General features: G+C 39.7%; 16 protein-coding genes, 3 tRNA genes and 1 pseudogene. 1 reads left to right on the top strand and 19 read right to left on the bottom strand.

Annotation, left to right across the window (positions count from 1 at the left end; genetic code table 11):
* Nucleotides 1–21: 21 nt before the first annotated feature.
* The 18 genes and pseudogenes from recC to MS_RS03295 form a co-directional block, all read right to left on the bottom strand.
* The gene (gene recC, locus MS_RS03375; RefSeq protein ID WP_041639602.1) at nt 22–3,465 is read right to left on the bottom strand and encodes an exodeoxyribonuclease V subunit gamma; all 3,444 of its coding nucleotides are present in this window, start codon (nt 3,463–3,465) and stop codon (nt 22–24) included.
* A gap of 74 nt (nt 3,466–3,539) precedes the next feature.
* Complete coding sequence (locus MS_RS03370; protein ID WP_041639601.1) at nt 3,540–3,827, bottom strand: DUF5374 domain-containing protein; 288 nt, start codon at nt 3,825–3,827, stop codon at nt 3,540–3,542.
* Nucleotides 3,811–4,512 (bottom strand): DUF2572 family protein, encoded by a 702-nt coding sequence (locus MS_RS03365; RefSeq protein WP_011199905.1) that lies wholly within the window; start codon nt 4,510–4,512, stop codon nt 3,811–3,813. The genes MS_RS03370 and MS_RS03365 overlap by 17 nt, the downstream gene beginning before the upstream one ends.
* Nucleotides 4,499–5,140, bottom strand: a complete 642-nt coding sequence (locus MS_RS03360) for a PulJ/GspJ family protein (RefSeq protein WP_011199904.1) — start codon at nt 5,138–5,140, stop codon at nt 4,499–4,501. The genes MS_RS03365 and MS_RS03360 overlap by 14 nt, the downstream gene beginning before the upstream one ends.
* Entirely contained in the window at nt 5,137–5,667 is a 531-nt protein-coding gene (locus MS_RS03355) for a pilus assembly FimT family protein (protein ID WP_011199903.1), read from the bottom strand. Before MS_RS03355 ends, MS_RS03360 begins: the two co-directional genes overlap by 4 nt.
* A 111-nt stretch (nt 5,668–5,778) precedes the next feature.
* A tRNA-Lys gene (locus MS_RS03350) sits at nt 5,779–5,854 on the bottom strand.
* Between the two features lie 31 nt (nt 5,855–5,885).
* A tRNA-Lys gene (locus MS_RS03345) sits at nt 5,886–5,961 on the bottom strand.
* A 31-nt stretch (nt 5,962–5,992) separates the two neighbouring features.
* A tRNA-Lys gene (locus MS_RS03340) sits at nt 5,993–6,068 on the bottom strand.
* A 257-nt stretch (nt 6,069–6,325) separates the two neighbouring features.
* Nucleotides 6,326–6,786, bottom strand: a pseudogene (gene pal / locus MS_RS03335) (peptidoglycan-associated lipoprotein Pal).
* Nucleotides 6,787–6,797: 11 nt separating this feature from the next.
* Nucleotides 6,798–8,090 (bottom strand): Tol-Pal system beta propeller repeat protein TolB, encoded by a 1,293-nt coding sequence (gene tolB / locus MS_RS03330; RefSeq protein ID WP_041639599.1) that lies wholly within the window; start codon nt 8,088–8,090, stop codon nt 6,798–6,800.
* A gap of 41 nt (nt 8,091–8,131) precedes the next feature.
* Nucleotides 8,132–9,310, bottom strand: a complete 1,179-nt coding sequence (gene tolA / locus MS_RS03325) for a cell envelope integrity protein TolA (protein WP_011199901.1) — start codon at nt 9,308–9,310, stop codon at nt 8,132–8,134.
* 17 nt (nt 9,311–9,327) lie between these two features.
* Nucleotides 9,328–9,750 carry a colicin uptake protein TolR gene (gene tolR, locus MS_RS03320; RefSeq protein WP_011199900.1) on the bottom strand — a complete coding sequence of 141 codons (423 nt, stop codon included), beginning with the start codon at nt 9,748–9,750 and terminating at the stop codon, nt 9,328–9,330.
* Between the two features lie 70 nt (nt 9,751–9,820).
* Nucleotides 9,821–10,507 (bottom strand): protein TolQ, encoded by a 687-nt coding sequence (gene tolQ / locus MS_RS03315; protein WP_011199899.1) that lies wholly within the window; start codon nt 10,505–10,507, stop codon nt 9,821–9,823.
* A 22-nt stretch (nt 10,508–10,529) separates the two neighbouring features.
* Nucleotides 10,530–10,931 carry a tol-pal system-associated acyl-CoA thioesterase gene (gene ybgC, locus MS_RS03310; protein WP_011199898.1) on the bottom strand — a complete coding sequence of 134 codons (402 nt, stop codon included), beginning with the start codon at nt 10,929–10,931 and terminating at the stop codon, nt 10,530–10,532.
* A 339-nt stretch (nt 10,932–11,270) separates the two neighbouring features.
* Nucleotides 11,271–11,558, bottom strand: coding sequence for a cyd operon YbgE family protein (locus MS_RS03305; protein WP_041640153.1), 288 nt, complete (start codon nt 11,556–11,558; stop codon nt 11,271–11,273).
* Nucleotides 11,559–11,560: 2 nt separating this feature from the next.
* Nucleotides 11,561–11,659 carry a cytochrome bd oxidase small subunit, CydX/CbdX family gene (locus MS_RS10940; protein ID WP_011199896.1) on the bottom strand — a complete coding sequence of 33 codons (99 nt, stop codon included), beginning with the start codon at nt 11,657–11,659 and terminating at the stop codon, nt 11,561–11,563.
* A gap of 12 nt (nt 11,660–11,671) precedes the next feature.
* Nucleotides 11,672–12,808: a cytochrome d ubiquinol oxidase subunit II gene (gene cydB, locus MS_RS03300; RefSeq protein ID WP_011199895.1), complete on the bottom strand. Its 1,137-nt coding sequence runs from the start codon at nt 12,806–12,808 to the stop codon at nt 11,672–11,674.
* A 2-nt stretch (nt 12,809–12,810) separates the two neighbouring features.
* Nucleotides 12,811–14,382: a cytochrome ubiquinol oxidase subunit I gene (locus MS_RS03295; RefSeq protein WP_011199894.1), complete on the bottom strand. Its 1,572-nt coding sequence runs from the start codon at nt 14,380–14,382 to the stop codon at nt 12,811–12,813.
* 572 nt (nt 14,383–14,954) lie between these two features.
* Between MS_RS03295 and MS_RS03290 the strand changes: the two genes are divergently transcribed.
* Nucleotides 14,955–15,269 carry a DUF5339 domain-containing protein gene (locus MS_RS03290; protein ID WP_011199893.1) on the top strand — a complete coding sequence of 105 codons (315 nt, stop codon included), beginning with the start codon at nt 14,955–14,957 and terminating at the stop codon, nt 15,267–15,269.
* An 86-nt stretch (nt 15,270–15,355) separates the two neighbouring features.
* Here MS_RS03290 and ruvB read toward each other — a convergent pair whose 3' ends face one another.
* Entirely contained in the window at nt 15,356–16,363 is a 1,008-nt protein-coding gene (ruvB, locus tag MS_RS03285; RefSeq protein ID WP_011199892.1) for a Holliday junction branch migration DNA helicase RuvB, read from the bottom strand.
* Nucleotides 16,364–16,370 lie beyond the last annotated feature (7 nt).

The following is a 16,370-nucleotide window of genomic DNA, read 5'->3' as shown; positions in this document are numbered from 1 at the left end:
ATTCTGCTTTTAAAGACTTATCTAAAGTTTAACCTTTTCCACCGAATTCAGCATTAAACCGAACCAGTCCCGGGTTGTTTGTTGGATTTGCATTAATTTTTCTTTGTCTGAATTTAATTCCGTTGCCTGTTGAAATACGCGGGTCCAATAAATGTCTTCTTTTTCATTGGTATAATTGTTTGATGATTTAAATAAATCGCGCAAATTATTAAAGGCGGACAACGTGTCAAATTCGGTTTCCGGTTGACAGGATTTTAAATAATCGTCAATTTTATATGTCGGTACGATTTGTACCTGTTTTAGCCCCTGCAAATAGGCTTTAACATATAATTTAAGTATGGAAAGTGCGGTGGATTTTTCCAAAGTTTTGAAACCGATACAACCGTTTTTGCCATAATATAAAGGCGGATTAACATTATCCGTGGTGCAAAGTTGCAGCAAATAATATAACCAGTTTTCAATAATATGCTTATCTTTCACTTCGCCGACCCGCCATTTTACCCGTTGTGCAAAAGGCTGATAAAGATGGTCTAAATGTCCGGTGAGTAAAACGCTTTGTTCACCCATATCTAATGTAATTTCGACAAACTGATGAGCGGGCTCCTGACTTAAATAAGCGCTAATCTTATTTTTTAATTCCGCGGCTTCATTTTGCAATCGTCGCTTATAAATGTCACCAAAATGACCGTAAGGCAAAATACCCTCCAGCTTCAGGCGTTCGAAATAGTTGTCGGTTTCATCATCGGCAAAACGAATCAATTCGTCTTTTATCAAAAAATTGTCCAGATTATCCAAAGTGAAATTTTCCGTTTCCGGAATTTGCTCGTCCGTTTGTTGAAAATAAACGCCCAACCGTTTCTCAAAAAAGAATTTCACCGGATGTTGTACAAACTGTACAAGCTGAAGAATATCGATTTCCCTCACTTCATCAATTTCACCGCTAATCTGTTGGGTAAAATCAGGCACGGGATATTGATTACGATTAACTAACGGCAGCCATTCTTTTGCATAAGAACGATGCATTGCAGAAAAATTATCAGGGCTGAATATCGTCATTGAATGATATTGAACTAAACTTGTGCGGATTTGTTCGATTTCTTCGTCGTTATTCGCTAAATTTTCCGCCAAATAATCCAATAACTGACTAACAAGCACCGAAGGCTCTCTTTGCTGATTATCAATGATGGATTGCCCCACATAACTCACATAAAAATAGTTTTCCGCCGCCAGTAAGGCTTCTAAAAATAAATAACGATCGTCATCACGGCGAAATCTATCGCCTTTTTGACGATGATATTGCATTAAATCAAAACTATTCGGCGTTTGCTGACGCGGATACTCGCCGTCATTCATGCCCAGTAAACAAACCGCTTTGAACGGAATTGCCCGCATAGGCAGCAACGTGCAAAAACTCACTTTTCCGACTAAAAATTTCAGACTCGTATTTTTATCGTTTAACTGCTCTGCCATCACTTCGGCAATAACGTCAATTTCCAGTTTACTGGTAAAATTGACTTCGTCTAATTGTTCATGAAGTTGTTGAATGATCTCTTTAAGATAAAGTATCGCTTCGAGGCTTTGCTCATTCTCCAAGAAAAAATGATCTACCAATTCCAGCAGTGCTTGACCCCATTCTTCATAACTATGAGGGTTACGCAAGAATTGTTGCCATTGGTAAAGCCGCTCGATAAAAGCAGCCAGTAATCCTGCAAGTTTGCCTTGCAAGCCGTGACTGTCGTCAAAGCCTAGGCTATCCTGCCAAATACCGTTTTCCGCGCGCATAGCATAACCAAGCAGCATTCGCTCTAATCCCGATTGCCAGGCATTATAATTTTTAAGACTATTATCAGTTCGCTTTTCCAACCCGAAGCGAATGCCTGAATTTTTAACCCATTCCCGAATAGTTTCTAAGTCTTCCAATTCAATCTGAAAACGCATACGGATAGCAGGAATATCCAAATAAGCCAGCACTTCTTCAGCACTGAATTGGCTTTCTTTTAAATTCAATAACATGAGAAACGAGGCGATTAATACATCACTTTCAGTCAATTTATTGTCTGAGATTGAAAACGGAATATAACGCTTATCCGCTTGATAAAATTGGTTAGTTTGCAAATCTTTTTGATATTGTCCGAAGACCGCCTGAATATAAGGCGCATATTTATCAATATCGGCAACCATTACCACAATATCTTTCGGGGTAAGATTTTTATCCAATTCGAAAAGGGATAATAAATAATCATGCAGAACCTCAACTTCGCGCATAACGCTGTGACAGGCGTGAATGGTCAGTGAATTATCTTCTTGCGGTTTATTCAGTTTTTTTACCGCCATAGGAATTAAATCCAAAATATGACCTTGAACCTGAGATAGCAAGGTTTTGTCGTCAAGATCTACAAAAGCGATAATTTCCCGATTATGTTCTTCCGCTCGAGTCATTAAATCCGTTAATAAATAGAAGAAATCCCGACCCAATTTCCCCCAACCGGCTAACAGCGGATTCCCAACCAGCAGTTTTTCGTTATCCGGAGAAAACTCGTAATTTTCTTGTTGCATATTCGTCAAGGTTGCCGAACTTAGCAATGCGGTATGATTATTTTCATAATGGTCAAACCGTTGGCGGGTTTGCAATTTCTGTAAAAAACGATCATCAACAATATCACCCCAATATTCGCGACTCGGATTATTAAAAAACAAATGAATATCACAATACCGACTCATTGCCTCAAAAGTTTCCAAATAAGATTGAGGCAAAGCGGAAATACCGAAAATAAAAATTCGCTGCGGCAAATTTTCCGGTTTAGCGCTGCGTAATTTATCAATAAACGCCTGATGTAAATTAGCCCGGTGGCGCACTTTATAACCCGCCCCGCGCTGAACTTCATCAATTAGCGCACGCCATAAAATCCCTTGCCACTTAATATCCCGTTTGATTTGTGTAATTAATTCAGGATTATCGTCTTTTTGATAGGTACCGATAGCCTGCTCAATTGATTCCGGCTGATTATTTTCCCAGGCATGAATCCAATTTGGACGGTAAACTAAATATTGGTCGAAAAGATCAGCTACTTTACGGGCTAATTGATATAATTTTTGCTGTTCGGAGTACGGTGAATTTTTCAGATAATTTTCTAACGCCTGAAAGCAGGGTTCGGAAAGAAATTGCGGAATTAGCTGCATTAAACGCCAGGTCATGGCATCTTTGTTAAATTGTGTCTGTTGGCTTACGTCTTCTAATACATTGATATATTGCTGCCAAATAAAGCTTGCCGGCATAGGAAATTTGAGATTAGCGGCAATACCTTTTTTTTCTGCAATTTTCAGCTGCAACCACTGCGCCATACCGGGGCTTTGCACAAGAATAATTTCAGTTTGAAAAGGATCGTCCGGCGGCAAAAGCTGCATTAATTCAATTAAGATGTCTTTTTGAACATCAAGTCGATTCGAATGGTAAACCGTAAACACAATAAATTTCCTAATAACCAATAGTGCGGTTATTTTCAGTGAGTTTATTTTTAACTGCAAGGGATTTATTGATTTTATAACGTTAATTTCCCCATTGGATAACTTACGGTTATTTTCTCGCCGACACATAACAGGCGGAATTGAATGCCATTTTGCACCACTTGAGATTCACAACCCAGACCTAAAAACAGCCGTTGTTTCTGATTTTCCGCAATTTGTACCGCTTGAAAATATTGATAAATTTCTACCGCACTTTTACGCTGATAACCGGACCACTGCAAAATACTGAGCATTATTACGCTAAAAAGTACCATTGTTATCAATAAAGATACGGATGTCATACCTTTAGTTATTTTCCGCATCAAAGTCACTCCAACTGCGTTCGGCTAATTTCCACAGACTGAATTCCCGATAAATAAAATCCATCACATATTTATTGTAACTAAGCTGAACGCCTTCAAGCTCTACGGGATAATCACTGATAACAACGCCTCTTAATCGCCCTTTTCCTTCAATTTTCAACGGTTCTTTTGCAATAACCACGGCATTGGTGTCACCGCTCAGGATTAAAGATTCGGTCGTTTCATCAAGCCAATAAAGAAACACCTTTTGACCGGTGTCCTCATTTATATAAGACTGATTAAATCTATGACGAAACAGTTCGATATTTTCTTCATTCACCGCCGTACTATAACTTTCAAATTTTTTGGTAGGCTTGGTTGCTAGCAATGAATAACGACGGCAACGCAAAAAATGCGAAATTTCTACCGCACTTTTATTTGATGATGCGGTCGATAAACTTATGGGTAACGTATAACTTGTTGTGTTATCGGGCAATCCGTCTGGAATTTGCTGGCAAATAACAGGCATCTGTTCTATTGCCAAATTCTGCAACTGCGCCATTTGGCTGACATAAGCGGAACGCTGCGCCATAATACCACGATGATAATGAAGCTGATCATCGGTGAACAACATTGTCGATACAGCAAGACCGGCAATGATAAACACAATCATCAGGGTTGCAAACCCACGTTTACAGGTTCTCATCCCACATCACCTCATTCATGATCGGTAAGATAATAGATGTTTCATAAAAAAGGGATTTCTGTTGTTTCAAATATCCTTTGAGATAAATCTCAATGCCTTTCTTCTCAACAAGCCATTTAAATTGCAACTGACTTACGGCAAATTTATCCGAATCAATCAATTGTTCCCAACCTAAGCGCAAAGAACAACCTTCAACTAAAGTTTTTTCATTGCGTTCAGTATTGGTTTTCTTCGCCTGCGGAATCGCTTCCAGCCGCTGATTATATAGCCTATAACCCAATACTACTTTCGTATCTTCCTCTGTATTTTGCTTTTTAAGTTTAGTTTTATCCGACTCCCCCAATCCGTAAGTGAAAATAACGCAGCTATTCGGTGATTCTTTGGAGAAATGATCAAATTTAATTTTCTCAGGTTCGGAATAAGGCAAGTCAAATCCTGTGCGGCGTAAATCTTTCGCTATAATCTGTAAAATACTCTGTAATTCCGCTTGCAACTCTAGCCGCTGCATAACTTGTAAATTCGTATGCTGAACATAAACATAAAACTGCACCGCAATTAAAATTAAAAAAGCAGATAGCGTCATGGATATGAGTAAACCAACCAAGGTCTCGCCACGATAAATCATCATTCCTCCGCCGTATTAAAGCAGGAAGAACTGCTTCCCGGTTTTTTGATACTGACATTCCCCATTTTTGAAAAACTCAATACGCTCTGTTTATTGGAGGAAATAAGGGAAAAGCAATTATTCTCGGTGGTTCGCCGGACTCCACCGAATTTCGCCGTAATAGCAGGATAATATTTTTTACCGACAAATTTAACTGTGTCAGGAAATAACGGATAATAAAAATGCGGCAATAATTCTTTTGGACATAAAACGGGATAAAAGCAATCGCAAATAAACAGATCATGTTTGATTTGTGCGGTAAAACACCAATTTTTTTGATCAAAGGAACGATTAGCAACCAAGTGCCAAACCTGATTAGAATTTTCCACCCGAGCCTGGATATTTTTAATAAAAAGCAACAACCGTTGTTGTTCCTGTTGCAGCATTTGGCTTTCACCTAAAGATTGCCAACCGGAGAGCGTCAGCGAACCGGAAATACTGATTAATAACAGCACAGTTAGAAATTCAATTAATGAAAAACCTTTCCTCATAAAATTTCCTTATTTTTGACCGCACTTTAAAAGAGATATGACAAATAAAGAAATCAAATAAGTAAATTTTACGATCAGGATCGCAATAATAAAGAATCTTTGGGAATTAAGTGGTGGGTCGTGAAGGATTCGAACCTTCGACCAACGGATTAAAAGTCCGCTGCTCTACCGACTGAGCTAACGACCCATATTGAATATGGATAAAACCAAATTTTAAGTGGTGGGTCGTGAAGGATTCGAACCTTCGACCAACGGATTAAAAGTCCGCTGCTCTACCGACTGAGCTAACGACCCATATTGAATATGGATAAAACCAAATTTTAAGTGGTGGGTCGTGAAGGATTCGAACCTTCGACCAACGGATTAAAAGTCCGCTGCTCTACCGACTGAGCTAACGACCCACAAGGTTACGCTGTGTAACGGGTGCTTATAATACGGATTTTAATTTAATAATCAACTAATTTTTTCATTATTTTTTTTATTTGCCTAAATAGGCAACAAATTTAGTAAATTTTGAACAATAATCCTCATTTATGAGAAATAAATTATTTCATCATTATTACTTCATTAATGTTTAGTCTAAGCAACAAAAAAACAGGAGCTATAAATAACTCCTGTTTTAGAACTAATAATGAATATAAGTTAAATTATTCAAAAATTAGTATGCTAACACTGCACGACGGTTTTTAGCATAAGCTGCTTCGTCATGACCTAACACTGCAGGTTTTTCTTCACCGTAAGAAACAGTTGATAATTGACCAGCTTGAACACCTTTAGCTGATAAGAAATCTTTAACTGCATCCGCACGACGTTGACCTAATGCGATGTTGTATTCCGGTGTACCACGTTCATCAGCGTTACCTTCAACTAATACTTTAGCTGCCGGAGTTGCTGTTAAGTATGAAGCGTGAGCATCTAATAATTGTTGGTATTCGCCTTCGATATCATATTTATCGAATGCAAAATAAACGGTGTATAACGAGTTGTTAAATCTTGTACTGACATACCACCGTATTGTGCGCCTGCATTTGCGCCGTCTGCGCTAGCATCGTTGTTTGATGAACTACATGCTGCTAATGCTAATACTGGTGCAACTAACAATAATTTTGCTAATTTCATTGATTTTCTCCTTAGTTTTTATCTAGATACGGTGACCAAGCCGGGAATTTTACTTGTCCGTCTGTTCCTGGTAACCGCGCTTTAAAGCGTCCGTCTGCGGACACTAATTGTAACACCTTTCCTAACCCTTGGGTAGAGCTATAAATGATCATAATACCATTTGGTGAAAGACTAGGGCTCTCACCTAAGAAAGAAGTGCTCAATACTTCACTTGCACCACTGGTAACATCTTGTTTTACAACATTATTATTACCGTTAATCATCACTAATGTTTTACCATCGCTACTGATTTGAGCGCTGCCCCGACCACCAACAGGTGATGCCGCACCGCCTGAAGAACTCATGCGATACACCTGTGGTGACCCACCTCTGTCCGAGGTAAATAAAATTGAACTGCCGTCCGGTGACCAACTAGGTTCGGTATTATTACCGGAACCGCTTGTTAATTGAGTCGGTTGACCGCCGTTGGCGCCCATTACATAAATATTTAATTGCCCTTCCTTATTTGAAGCAAAGGCTAAACGCGAACCGTCCGGTGAAAATGCCGGCGCGCCGTTATGACCTTGGAATGAAGCCACAACTTTACGTGCACCGGAACCTAAATCCTGAACAACCAACTGTGATTTTCTGTTTTCAAACGAAACATAAGCTAAGCGTTTGCCATCAGGAGACCAAGCAGGAGACATAATTGGTTGTGAGCTGCGGTTTACAATGAATTGATTGAAACCGTCATAATCCGCCACACGAATTTCATAAGGTTTAGAGCCGCCGTTTTTCTGTACCACATAAGCGATACGCGTTCTGAAAGCACCTTTAATTGCCGTTAACTTTTCAAAAACTTCATCGCTGACGGTATGCGCGCCATAACGAATCCATTTAGCGCCTACGGTTACGGAATTTTGTGCCAATACCGCGCCCGCACCGCCTGAAGCACCAACAGTATCAACCAATTGATAGGCAATATTATAACCGTTACCTGTTGCGGTTACCTGACCGACAACAATGGCATCAACCCCTAAAGCTGCCCAAGCATCCGGTGTTACTTCCGATGCGGAAGCGGGTTGTTGCGGCATTTGACTTACCGGAATCGGATTAAATTTACCGCTATTACGTAAATCTGCGGTCACAATTTCTGCAATATCTGCGGGTACGGAACCGTTTGTTTTAAACGGAACCACAGCAATAGGGCGAGCCCCATCAACACCTTCATCAATTACGATTCGGACTTCATCATCCGCTTGTGCAGTACTAATCGCAAAAAATAATACGGCGAATGCACTTAACATGCGAGTTAAAAATTTCATCATACCACCTTATCGGTTTATCTTACTTTCCAAAAAAACAATTATTTTAAATCAAAGTCAATAATTGGATTTTTGTATTTATTGTACACATCATCAGACGGTGCCGCAGGAACTTTTTTCGTTCTTGCTACCGCACTTAACGCTGCCGTACAAATATCATCCGGACCAGAAACTTTTTGGTATCCGGTAATTGTTCCGTCACGGGCTAATTGAATTCTAATGCTACATACTTTACCGGCAAAACTAGGATCTTTTAAGAAACGACGTTTGATTTCACGTTTAATCACCGCTCCGTATTGATCACCGACTTTACCGCCGTCGCCGGCACCTAAACCTGCACCGCTACCCTGGCTGCCCGCTTTATTGGCATTGCCGCCTTTCATAGCACTACCGCCACCGACATCGCCGCCATTTAAGAAATCATCCAGTGCTGCTTGTTTTGCTTTTGCATCAGATTTTGCTTTCGCATCCGCCTTGGCTTTTGCTTCGGCATCAGCTTTCGCCTTAGCTTCTGCTTTGGCTTTTGCTTCGGCATCGGCTTTTGCCTTGGCTTCAGCTTTAGCTTTTTCTTCAGCCTCCGCTTTAGCTTTGGCCTCCGCTTGTGCTTTTAGTTTAGCTTCTTCAGCAGCTTTTTCTTTTGCTTCCGCTTTGGCTTTTGCTTCAGCCTCTGCTTTTGCTTTGGCTTTCGCATCTTCTTCCGCTTGTTTCGCAGCGGCCGCGAGGCGTTTTGCTTCGGCATCCGCTTTTAATTTTGCCGCTTCCGCTTCTCTTTTTGCTTTCGCTTCCGCTTCTGCCTTCGCTTTTTCCGCAGCTTCCTTCTGAGCTTTTAACTCTTGTTGTCTTTGCTGCTCCGCTTGTTTTTGTTGTTCTAACTGTTTTTGTTTTTCAAGTTCTTGTTGTTTTTGCTTTTCAACTTGTTCTTCTATTTTCTGTTCGGGCTCTGGCGAATGCTGTTCTCCATCAACTTGATCAGGCACTTTCTTTTGTTTTTGTTTATCCGTTTGCCCTTTTTTATCTTGTTGAATACGTCCCCACTCTTTAGCGGCTGCGCCCGTATCAACCATTACTGCGCCGATAACTTCGCCGTCACCTTCACCGCCGCCCATAACTTCCACTGTGTGGTAGAAAGAACTCAGGATCAACAAACCGAACAAGAGTATGTGCAAAACCAATGATGTCAGAAATGCACTTCTTTCTTTGTTTTGTCGATTATTTTTCACCGCTTATCCTATTCAAACTAAATTGGATCTGTCATTAAACCAACAGATTTAATACCCGCAAGATGAAGTAAATTAAGTGCCTTGATTACTTCTTCATAAGGCACGTCACGTGCGCCACCAATTAAAAACATTGTGTTCGGATCTTTTTCAAATTCCGCTCTGGTTTGTTCGGTAACCATTTCTTCAGTTAAATTTTCCGTGCGCTGCCCTGCAATGGAAATCGCATATTGTCCGACTCCGGCAACTTCAATAATTACAGGTACTTTATCTTCATTCGAGACGTTTTGACTTTCAACGGCATCAGGCAGATCAACTTCTACGCTTTGACTAATAATTGGTGCGGTTGCCATGAAAATAAGCACCAAAACTAACAATACGTCCAAAAAAGGCACGATGTTAATTTCGGATTTAATATTTCTTTCTTTACGGCGATAAGCCATAGGAACCTCGTAAAATTCTTCAAAAATTAACCGCACTTTTCATCAGTAAAGTGCGATAAAAAAGCTTACATTAATGAGTTTTGCTGCCAAATACCTGGCGATGTAAAATTGTGGTAAATTCATCAATGAAATTGCCATAATTTTGTTCTAATTTATTTAGACGTAAGCTTAAGCGGTTATATGCCATTACCGCAGGAATCGCAGCAAACAAACCGATTGCCGTTGCAATCAATGCTTCGGCGATACCCGGTGCCACCATTTGCAAAGTTGCCTGTTTCGCGCCGCTTAATCCCATAAATGCGTGCATAATCCCCCACACGGTACCGAACAAGCCGATATACGGGCTGATCGAAGCCACTGTGGCTAAAAACGGAATGCGGCCTTCTAATTCTTCAATTTCACGATTCATTGTCAGGTTCATAGCACGAGAGCTACCTTCAATAATTGACTCAGGAGCTTCCGGATTTGCTTGTTTTAAGCGGGAAAACTCTTTAAACCCTACATAAAAAATCTGTTCACTACCGGTTAAGCCGTCGCGACGGTTTGATAAACCTTCATAAAGTTTGGTTAAGTCTTCGCCGGACCAAAAACGATCTTCAAATGCTGAAGAATCTTTTAGCGCTGTCGTTAATACGCGGCTGCGTTGGATAATAATCGTCCAGGAAATAACCGAGAATGCGATTAAAATTAAAATAACAATTTGAACGACGATACTCGCCTTAATAAATAATTCGAAAAAATTCAAATCACCTGACATTACATAACTCCGAAAAAGATATCTACTTAGAAATTGCGGCCTTCACTTCTGCCGGAAGTGCCGCAGGTTTCATTTTACCAAGATCAACACAGGCTACTTTTACCGTAGCCGTAGTTAAAACTAATTCATCTCTTTTTAATATTTGTGAGAATAGGATTGTCGCCCCTTTGACTTCTACAACTTCGCTCTCAACAATCAATGCATCATCCAGGCAAGCCGGAAATCGATAGTCGATAGTCATCGATTTGACCACAAATGCAATGTTTTGTTCATGCAATAATTGATTTTGCGAAAAATTCAAGGTACGCAAAAATTCCGTTCTTGCCCGTTCAAAAAAATGTAAATAACGAGCATGATAAACTACACCGCCAGCATCCGTATCTTCATAATACACACGTACGGGAAATTGAAATGTGTTGTTCATTGCAATTCACTGTCCTTACTTTAAGAGGCGATTTATAATCGGGTTTTAAAGAAACCCTCAACTACTTTTACTACTCTCCGAAAAGGTCAGTAAAACTGGCGTATTTTAGAGCTAGTAAATATGATAAGCAAGCATTTAACCCATTAAATTTTAAAAAATTATAAAAATTAAAAATCAAAAAATTTTTATTGAACGCCTATGATTTTTAGAGCTTGTTGATGTTTTAAGTATATAAAATAAACAAAATTAAACGATTTATTGTACCCAGTACGACTTTGCCGTGCTAGGGTTCAAGATGATTAAAATTTATACTTAAAAAATAAACAGCCTCTAGCTTTTTTAATATAAAAAATGCTGAAATAACGCAACAAAACTAATGAGATAACCAAATATAGGAAAAAATAAATATTTACCCAAATCAGACCGAATATCAAAGCCCATACCATGGATCCATAAAATAACCGTTGACCATAAAATTAATACTACCCATATGGGATTTGCAGTTCTCAGCTCAGAGGTAAATTGATGGATATTAAAGAAAAAGCAGGCGGTTAATAAAATCGCTAAAATAAATGAAAGGGCTCGCCAAGAGCCCTTATTTACTAATAGATATACTGAATTAATCATGATCATTCATCAAATTTTCCAGATTTTTCAATGCGTATTGTAATCATCACACTGGCTAAAATAGCTAACAACACACCCACTACCCAAGCTAAATAAAACATAATGATTCTCCTTTAGTATAATGAGTTTTTGTTTTCTTCGATAAAGTTGCCGTCAAGACGACCAAACATCTTGGCATATGCCCAAATAGTATAAATAAGCATAATCACAACAAACACCAAAGCCAAACCGAACATTAAACTTAACGTTAATTCGCTTGATGTCGAATCCCACATTAATAAGCTCATATCAGGGTGAGTGATCGAAGGCATTACAAACGGGAACATTGCAATACCGCTGGTGAAAATCACACCTAGCATAGTTAATGCGGAAAAGAAGAATGCAAAACCTGAACGATCCGCTTTAGAGGAAGCGATATTCAATAATGCACCAACCACGACTAATGCAGGGAATATCCACAATACCGGCATTTCATAGTAGTTATTAAACCAAGCGCCTGTTTCCAATGAAACGGTTTTACCCAGCGGCGAAGAAGGCGCAAAGTGATCGACCGTACTATTTAATACAAAACCGTCTTTATACAATAACCAGACGCCAGCAAGTATGAACGTAATTAAAGTTGCAAATGCGCCGACTTGAGTGATTGCCCGAGCACGATCACGCAGATCCGAAGTCGTTTTCATTTGTAACCAGGCAGCGCCATGAGTAATTAACATAGACAAGCTAATCAAACCGCAAAGAATAGCAAACGGATTTAATAATTCAAAGAAAGTACCCGTATATTTCACTTGCAGTAAATCGTTAAACTCGAACGGTACGCCTTGCAATAAGTTACCAAAAGCAACGCCAAATACTAGAGAAGGAACAAAACCACCGAGGAATAACCCCCAATCCCAGGCTTTACGCCATGCCGGATTATCAATTTTAGCGCGATATTCAAAGCCTACCGGACGGAAAAATAATGCCGCCAGAACTAAAATCATCGCAATATAAAACCCCGAGAAGGATGCGGCGTAAACAATCGGCCATGCGGCAAACATCGCACCGCCGGCGGTTAATAACCAAACCTGGTTACCGTCCCAATGCGGCGCTACGGAGTTAATCATGATGCGTTTCTCGACTTCTTTTTTACCAGCAAAAGGTAATAAAGTGAGAACGCCCATATCAAAGCCGTCGGTTACCACAAAACCAAGTAGCAACACTCCAATTAGGATCCACCAAATAAAACGTAAACTTTCGTAGTCAAACATAATTAGGCTCCTGCTTTAGATGATTGTTCGAAATAATAACGACCAGTCTTCAATGAACTTGGACCCAGACGACCAAATTTATACATTAAATACATTTCAACAACGATAAATAACGTGTAAAGACCGCAAAGCAAACCGATTGAGAACCAAAGGTCACCGGTACTTAGTGATGAATTTGCCACACCTACAGGTAATACTTCATAAATCGCCCATGGTTGACGACCGTATTCCGCAAGGAACCAACCGCATTCAATAGCAATCCAAGGTAATGGTAAACACCATAATAAGGCATGAAGTAAAAGAGGAATTTTGGTTGTCGCATTACGAAGGTTTTGAATAAATGCGCCTGAAAGCAATACCATAATTACACCTGCAAGAGCAGCCATCACACGGAATGACCAGAATACTGGCGCAACATTCGGAACCGTATCTCTTGTAGCTTGTTTGATCTGTTCTTCAGTCGCATCAACAACTTTATCGGTATAACGTTTCAGCAATAACCCATAACCTAAATCGTCACGGGTGGCTAAGAATTGGGCTTTGGTTTCTTCATTAACCTGACCGGCTTTCTTCTGCGCACGTAATTCTTCCAATAAACCGTAAGCCACCATACCATTACGTACGCGACCTTCGTTTTCAATCAAAATATCATGGATACCCGGATAAGTTTGATCTAATGAACGAGTCGCCATAATTCCGCCAAGATACGGAATTTGGAATTCAAAGTCATTTTTCATTTCCGCATCATTCGGAATGGCAAATGCATTCCAGGAAGCGGGCGCTTCTTGAGTATGCCATTCGGATTCCATCGTCGCTAATTTGGTTTTCTGCACATTACCGACTTCATAAGCGGATTGATCACCCATAATAATAGTGGCGATAATAGAAATGAAGCCAAATACGGACGCAACGGAGAACGAACGTTTAGCAAAGCCGATATCGCGACCTTTTAATAGATAGTATGCGCTAATCGCCAGTACAAACATAGCACCGGAAACATAACCGCCTGCTAAGGTATGAACCAGTTTACTTTGTGCGATGGGGTTTAACCATAAATCCATAAAGCTGGTCATTTCCATTCGCATGGTTTCAAAATTAAACTCTGAAGCCACCGGGCTTTGCATCCAACCGTTCGCCACTAAAATCCACATCGCAGATAAGTTAGAACCAAATGCTACGCAATATGTCGCAAGCAAATGTTTGGCTTTTGTCAGACGATCCCAACCAAAGAAGAATAAACCGACAAAAGTCGATTCTAAGAAGAAAGCAAGTAACGCTTCAATGGCCAACGGCGCACCAAAAATATCACCGACATAATGAGAATAATATGACCAGTTTGTACCGAATTGGAATTCCATCGTAATACCGGTAGTCACACCCAGAGCAAAATTAATTCCGAATAATTTACCCCAGAATTTTGTCATATCTTTATAAACTTGTTTATTTGTTGCCACATATAAGGTTTCCATAATCACCAGGATAAATGACAAACCCAACGTTAACGGCACAAACAAAAAGTGATATAACGCAGTTAATGCAAACTGCAAGCGAGAAAGTTCAACAACGTCTAACATCTCAACTCCCTGTAAATGCTACAAGATTTTTTAATCCGCTGATTAGACCGGATAATTAACATTTTGATTATGAACTGCGGCTTTAAATATAAACAAAATGCTAATCCTGCCGGATAATCACCCCATAAAGTTAAGTTATTCAGCGCACCTGAAATATTTTTCTTGAATTATAAGTTGTTCAAGTTTAAAACTATCGGAAGCGGGATATAACTCTTATCGGTGCAATTCTACTACTATTTGTGAGGATAAAAAACAATAAAAAAGCTACCCAGATCACATTTTTAGAATTTATATCAAAAAATACAAATTCAATTAAAAATACTAAAATTTGATCCAGCGCAAATTATATGTGTTATTAACCTGTTTGCAACTTTTATCTACTTTAATTGACAAAATTTAGGTTAATTTACAATTAAGACTGGACAAAAAGTAAATGTTCTGCTATGTTCGAGCCTGTTTTTACCAATCTAACTTCAGTGGTTTGTAGAGGGTTTAATAACCTCCGTCGCCGTTTCATTCAAACGCCTCAAATCCTAACTTTTTTAGATTATTATTTATAGGTAAGGAATTATATGATTTCGAAAATCAAAGTATCTCTTGTCGCGCTTTGCGCCGGCTTATTTTTTGTTAGCGTTAATACATCCGCCGCTGAAACACAAACACAGGTTCCGCAACAATGTCAAAAATTATTCAGCGCAACGGAACGTTTAATTGAAGAAGCTGAAAAACAGCCGGGTACTCATACACAGGTAAGCAAGATTAAAAACAAATTAAATCAAAGTAAAAAACAAATTTTAGAAATGGAACTTGCTACACAAATTAAAAGTTGTGACCATGGTTTAGCAAGATTAAACAGATTAAATCAGCAAGATCAAATTACTAATTAAAAAAGAAAAAAGCTTACCGCAATGATAAGCTTTTTACATTAAGTTTTTATATCTTAATCTATAGTAATATAAAGAAGACATAGTTCTTATTCGGTTAATTTATCCAATCCGAAGTGACGATAAGTTCTTGATGTCGCAATACGGCCCCTTGGCGTGCGTTGCAGAAAACCTTGTTGAATTAAATAAGGTTCCAATACGTCTTCAATAGTATCCCGCTCTTCACCGATAGCGGCGGCTAAGTTATCTAACCCCACCGGGCCGCCGTCAAAGCGTTCAATCACAGCGCTAAGTAATTTTCTATCTAAATAATCAAAACCGGCTTGGTCAATATCCAACATTGATAGTGCTGATTTTGCAATATCTTCCGAAATAATTCCCGCATTTTTTACATCGGCAAAATCCCGAACCCTGCGCAACAAACGGTTAGCAATACGAGGGGTTCCTCGAGAACGGCGGGCTATTTCATGGGAGGCGCCGTCTGACATTTCCAAATTTAAACAACCTGCACTACGGGCGACGATAGAGGTTAAATCCTCAACGGAATAAAACTCTAAGCGCTGAACGATACCGAAACGATCGCGCAGAGGCGAAGTTAAAGAGCCTGCCCGGGTGGTGGCACCGATTAACGTAAAAGGAGGTAAATCTAATTTAATTGAACGTGCCGCCGGCCCTTCTCCAATCATGATATCCAGTTGATAGTCTTCCATTGCCGGATACAGTACTTCTTCTATTGCCGGGGAAAGACGATGGATCTCATCAATGAACAACACATCATGCGGCTCTAAGTTTGTCAACATAGCAGCAAGATCGCCGGCTTTTTCCAGAACAGGACCCGAGGTTGTACGAATATTCACCCCCATCTCATTGGCGACAATATTGGCTAATGTGGTTTTACCCAATCCCGGCGGACCAAAAATCAATAAATGATCCAAAGCATCTTGCCGCAATTTGGCGGCTTGGATAAAAATCCCCATTTGCTCCCGCACCTGAGGCTGCCCCACATAATCCGTTAAAAGTTTCGGACGGATTGCCCGATCAATATATTCATCACCTAATTGTGCGTTACTACTGATTATGCGATCTGCTTCTATCATATCAATT

This window comes from [Mannheimia] succiniciproducens MBEL55E (genome assembly GCF_000007745.1).
In the GTDB taxonomy this organism is placed as follows: domain Bacteria; phylum Pseudomonadota; class Gammaproteobacteria; order Enterobacterales; family Pasteurellaceae; genus Basfia; species Basfia succiniciproducens.
Note: the sequence above shows the minus strand (reverse complement) of the source record. Positions and strands in the feature narration are given on the sequence as shown.

What these genes read in the sequence shown, in the direction of transcription:
- cydB (WP_011199895.1), bottom strand. Translation starts at nt 12,808, where the DNA reads ATGTTTGACTACGAAAGTTTACGTTTTATTTGGTGGATCCTAATTGGA.
- MS_RS03355 (WP_011199903.1), bottom strand. Translation starts at nt 5,667, where the DNA reads ATGAGGAAAGGTTTTTCATTAATTGAATTTCTAACTGTGCTGTTATTA.
- tolQ (WP_011199899.1), bottom strand. Translation starts at nt 10,507, where the DNA reads ATGTCAGGTGATTTGAATTTTTTCGAATTATTTATTAAGGCGAGTATC.
- MS_RS10940 (WP_011199896.1), bottom strand. Translation starts at nt 11,659, where the DNA reads ATGTTTTATTTAGCTTGGGTAGTGGGTGTGTTGTTAGCTATTTTAGCC.
- ybgC (WP_011199898.1), bottom strand. Translation starts at nt 10,931, where the DNA reads ATGAACAACACATTTCAATTTCCCGTACGTGTGTATTATGAAGATACG.
- MS_RS03365 (WP_011199905.1), bottom strand. Translation starts at nt 4,512, where the DNA reads ATGAGAACCTGTAAACGTGGGTTTGCAACCCTGATGATTGTGTTTATC.
- MS_RS03370 (WP_041639601.1), bottom strand. Translation starts at nt 3,827, where the DNA reads ATGCGGAAAATAACTAAAGGTATGACATCCGTATCTTTATTGATAACA.
- tolB (WP_041639599.1), bottom strand. Translation starts at nt 8,090, where the DNA reads ATGAAATTTTTAACTCGCATGTTAAGTGCATTCGCCGTATTATTTTTT.
- tolR (WP_011199900.1), bottom strand. Translation starts at nt 9,750, where the DNA reads ATGGCTTATCGCCGTAAAGAAAGAAATATTAAATCCGAAATTAACATC.
- MS_RS03305 (WP_041640153.1), bottom strand. Translation starts at nt 11,558, where the DNA reads ATGATTAATTCAGTATATCTATTAGTAAATAAGGGCTCTTGGCGAGCC.
- MS_RS03295 (WP_011199894.1), bottom strand. Translation starts at nt 14,382, where the DNA reads ATGTTAGACGTTGTTGAACTTTCTCGCTTGCAGTTTGCATTAACTGCG.
- MS_RS03290 (WP_011199893.1), top strand. Translation starts at nt 14,955, where the DNA reads ATGATTTCGAAAATCAAAGTATCTCTTGTCGCGCTTTGCGCCGGCTTA.
- ruvB (WP_011199892.1), bottom strand. Translation starts at nt 16,363, where the DNA reads ATGATAGAAGCAGATCGCATAATCAGTAGTAACGCACAATTAGGTGAT.
- MS_RS03360 (WP_011199904.1), bottom strand. Translation starts at nt 5,140, where the DNA reads ATGATGATTTATCGTGGCGAGACCTTGGTTGGTTTACTCATATCCATG.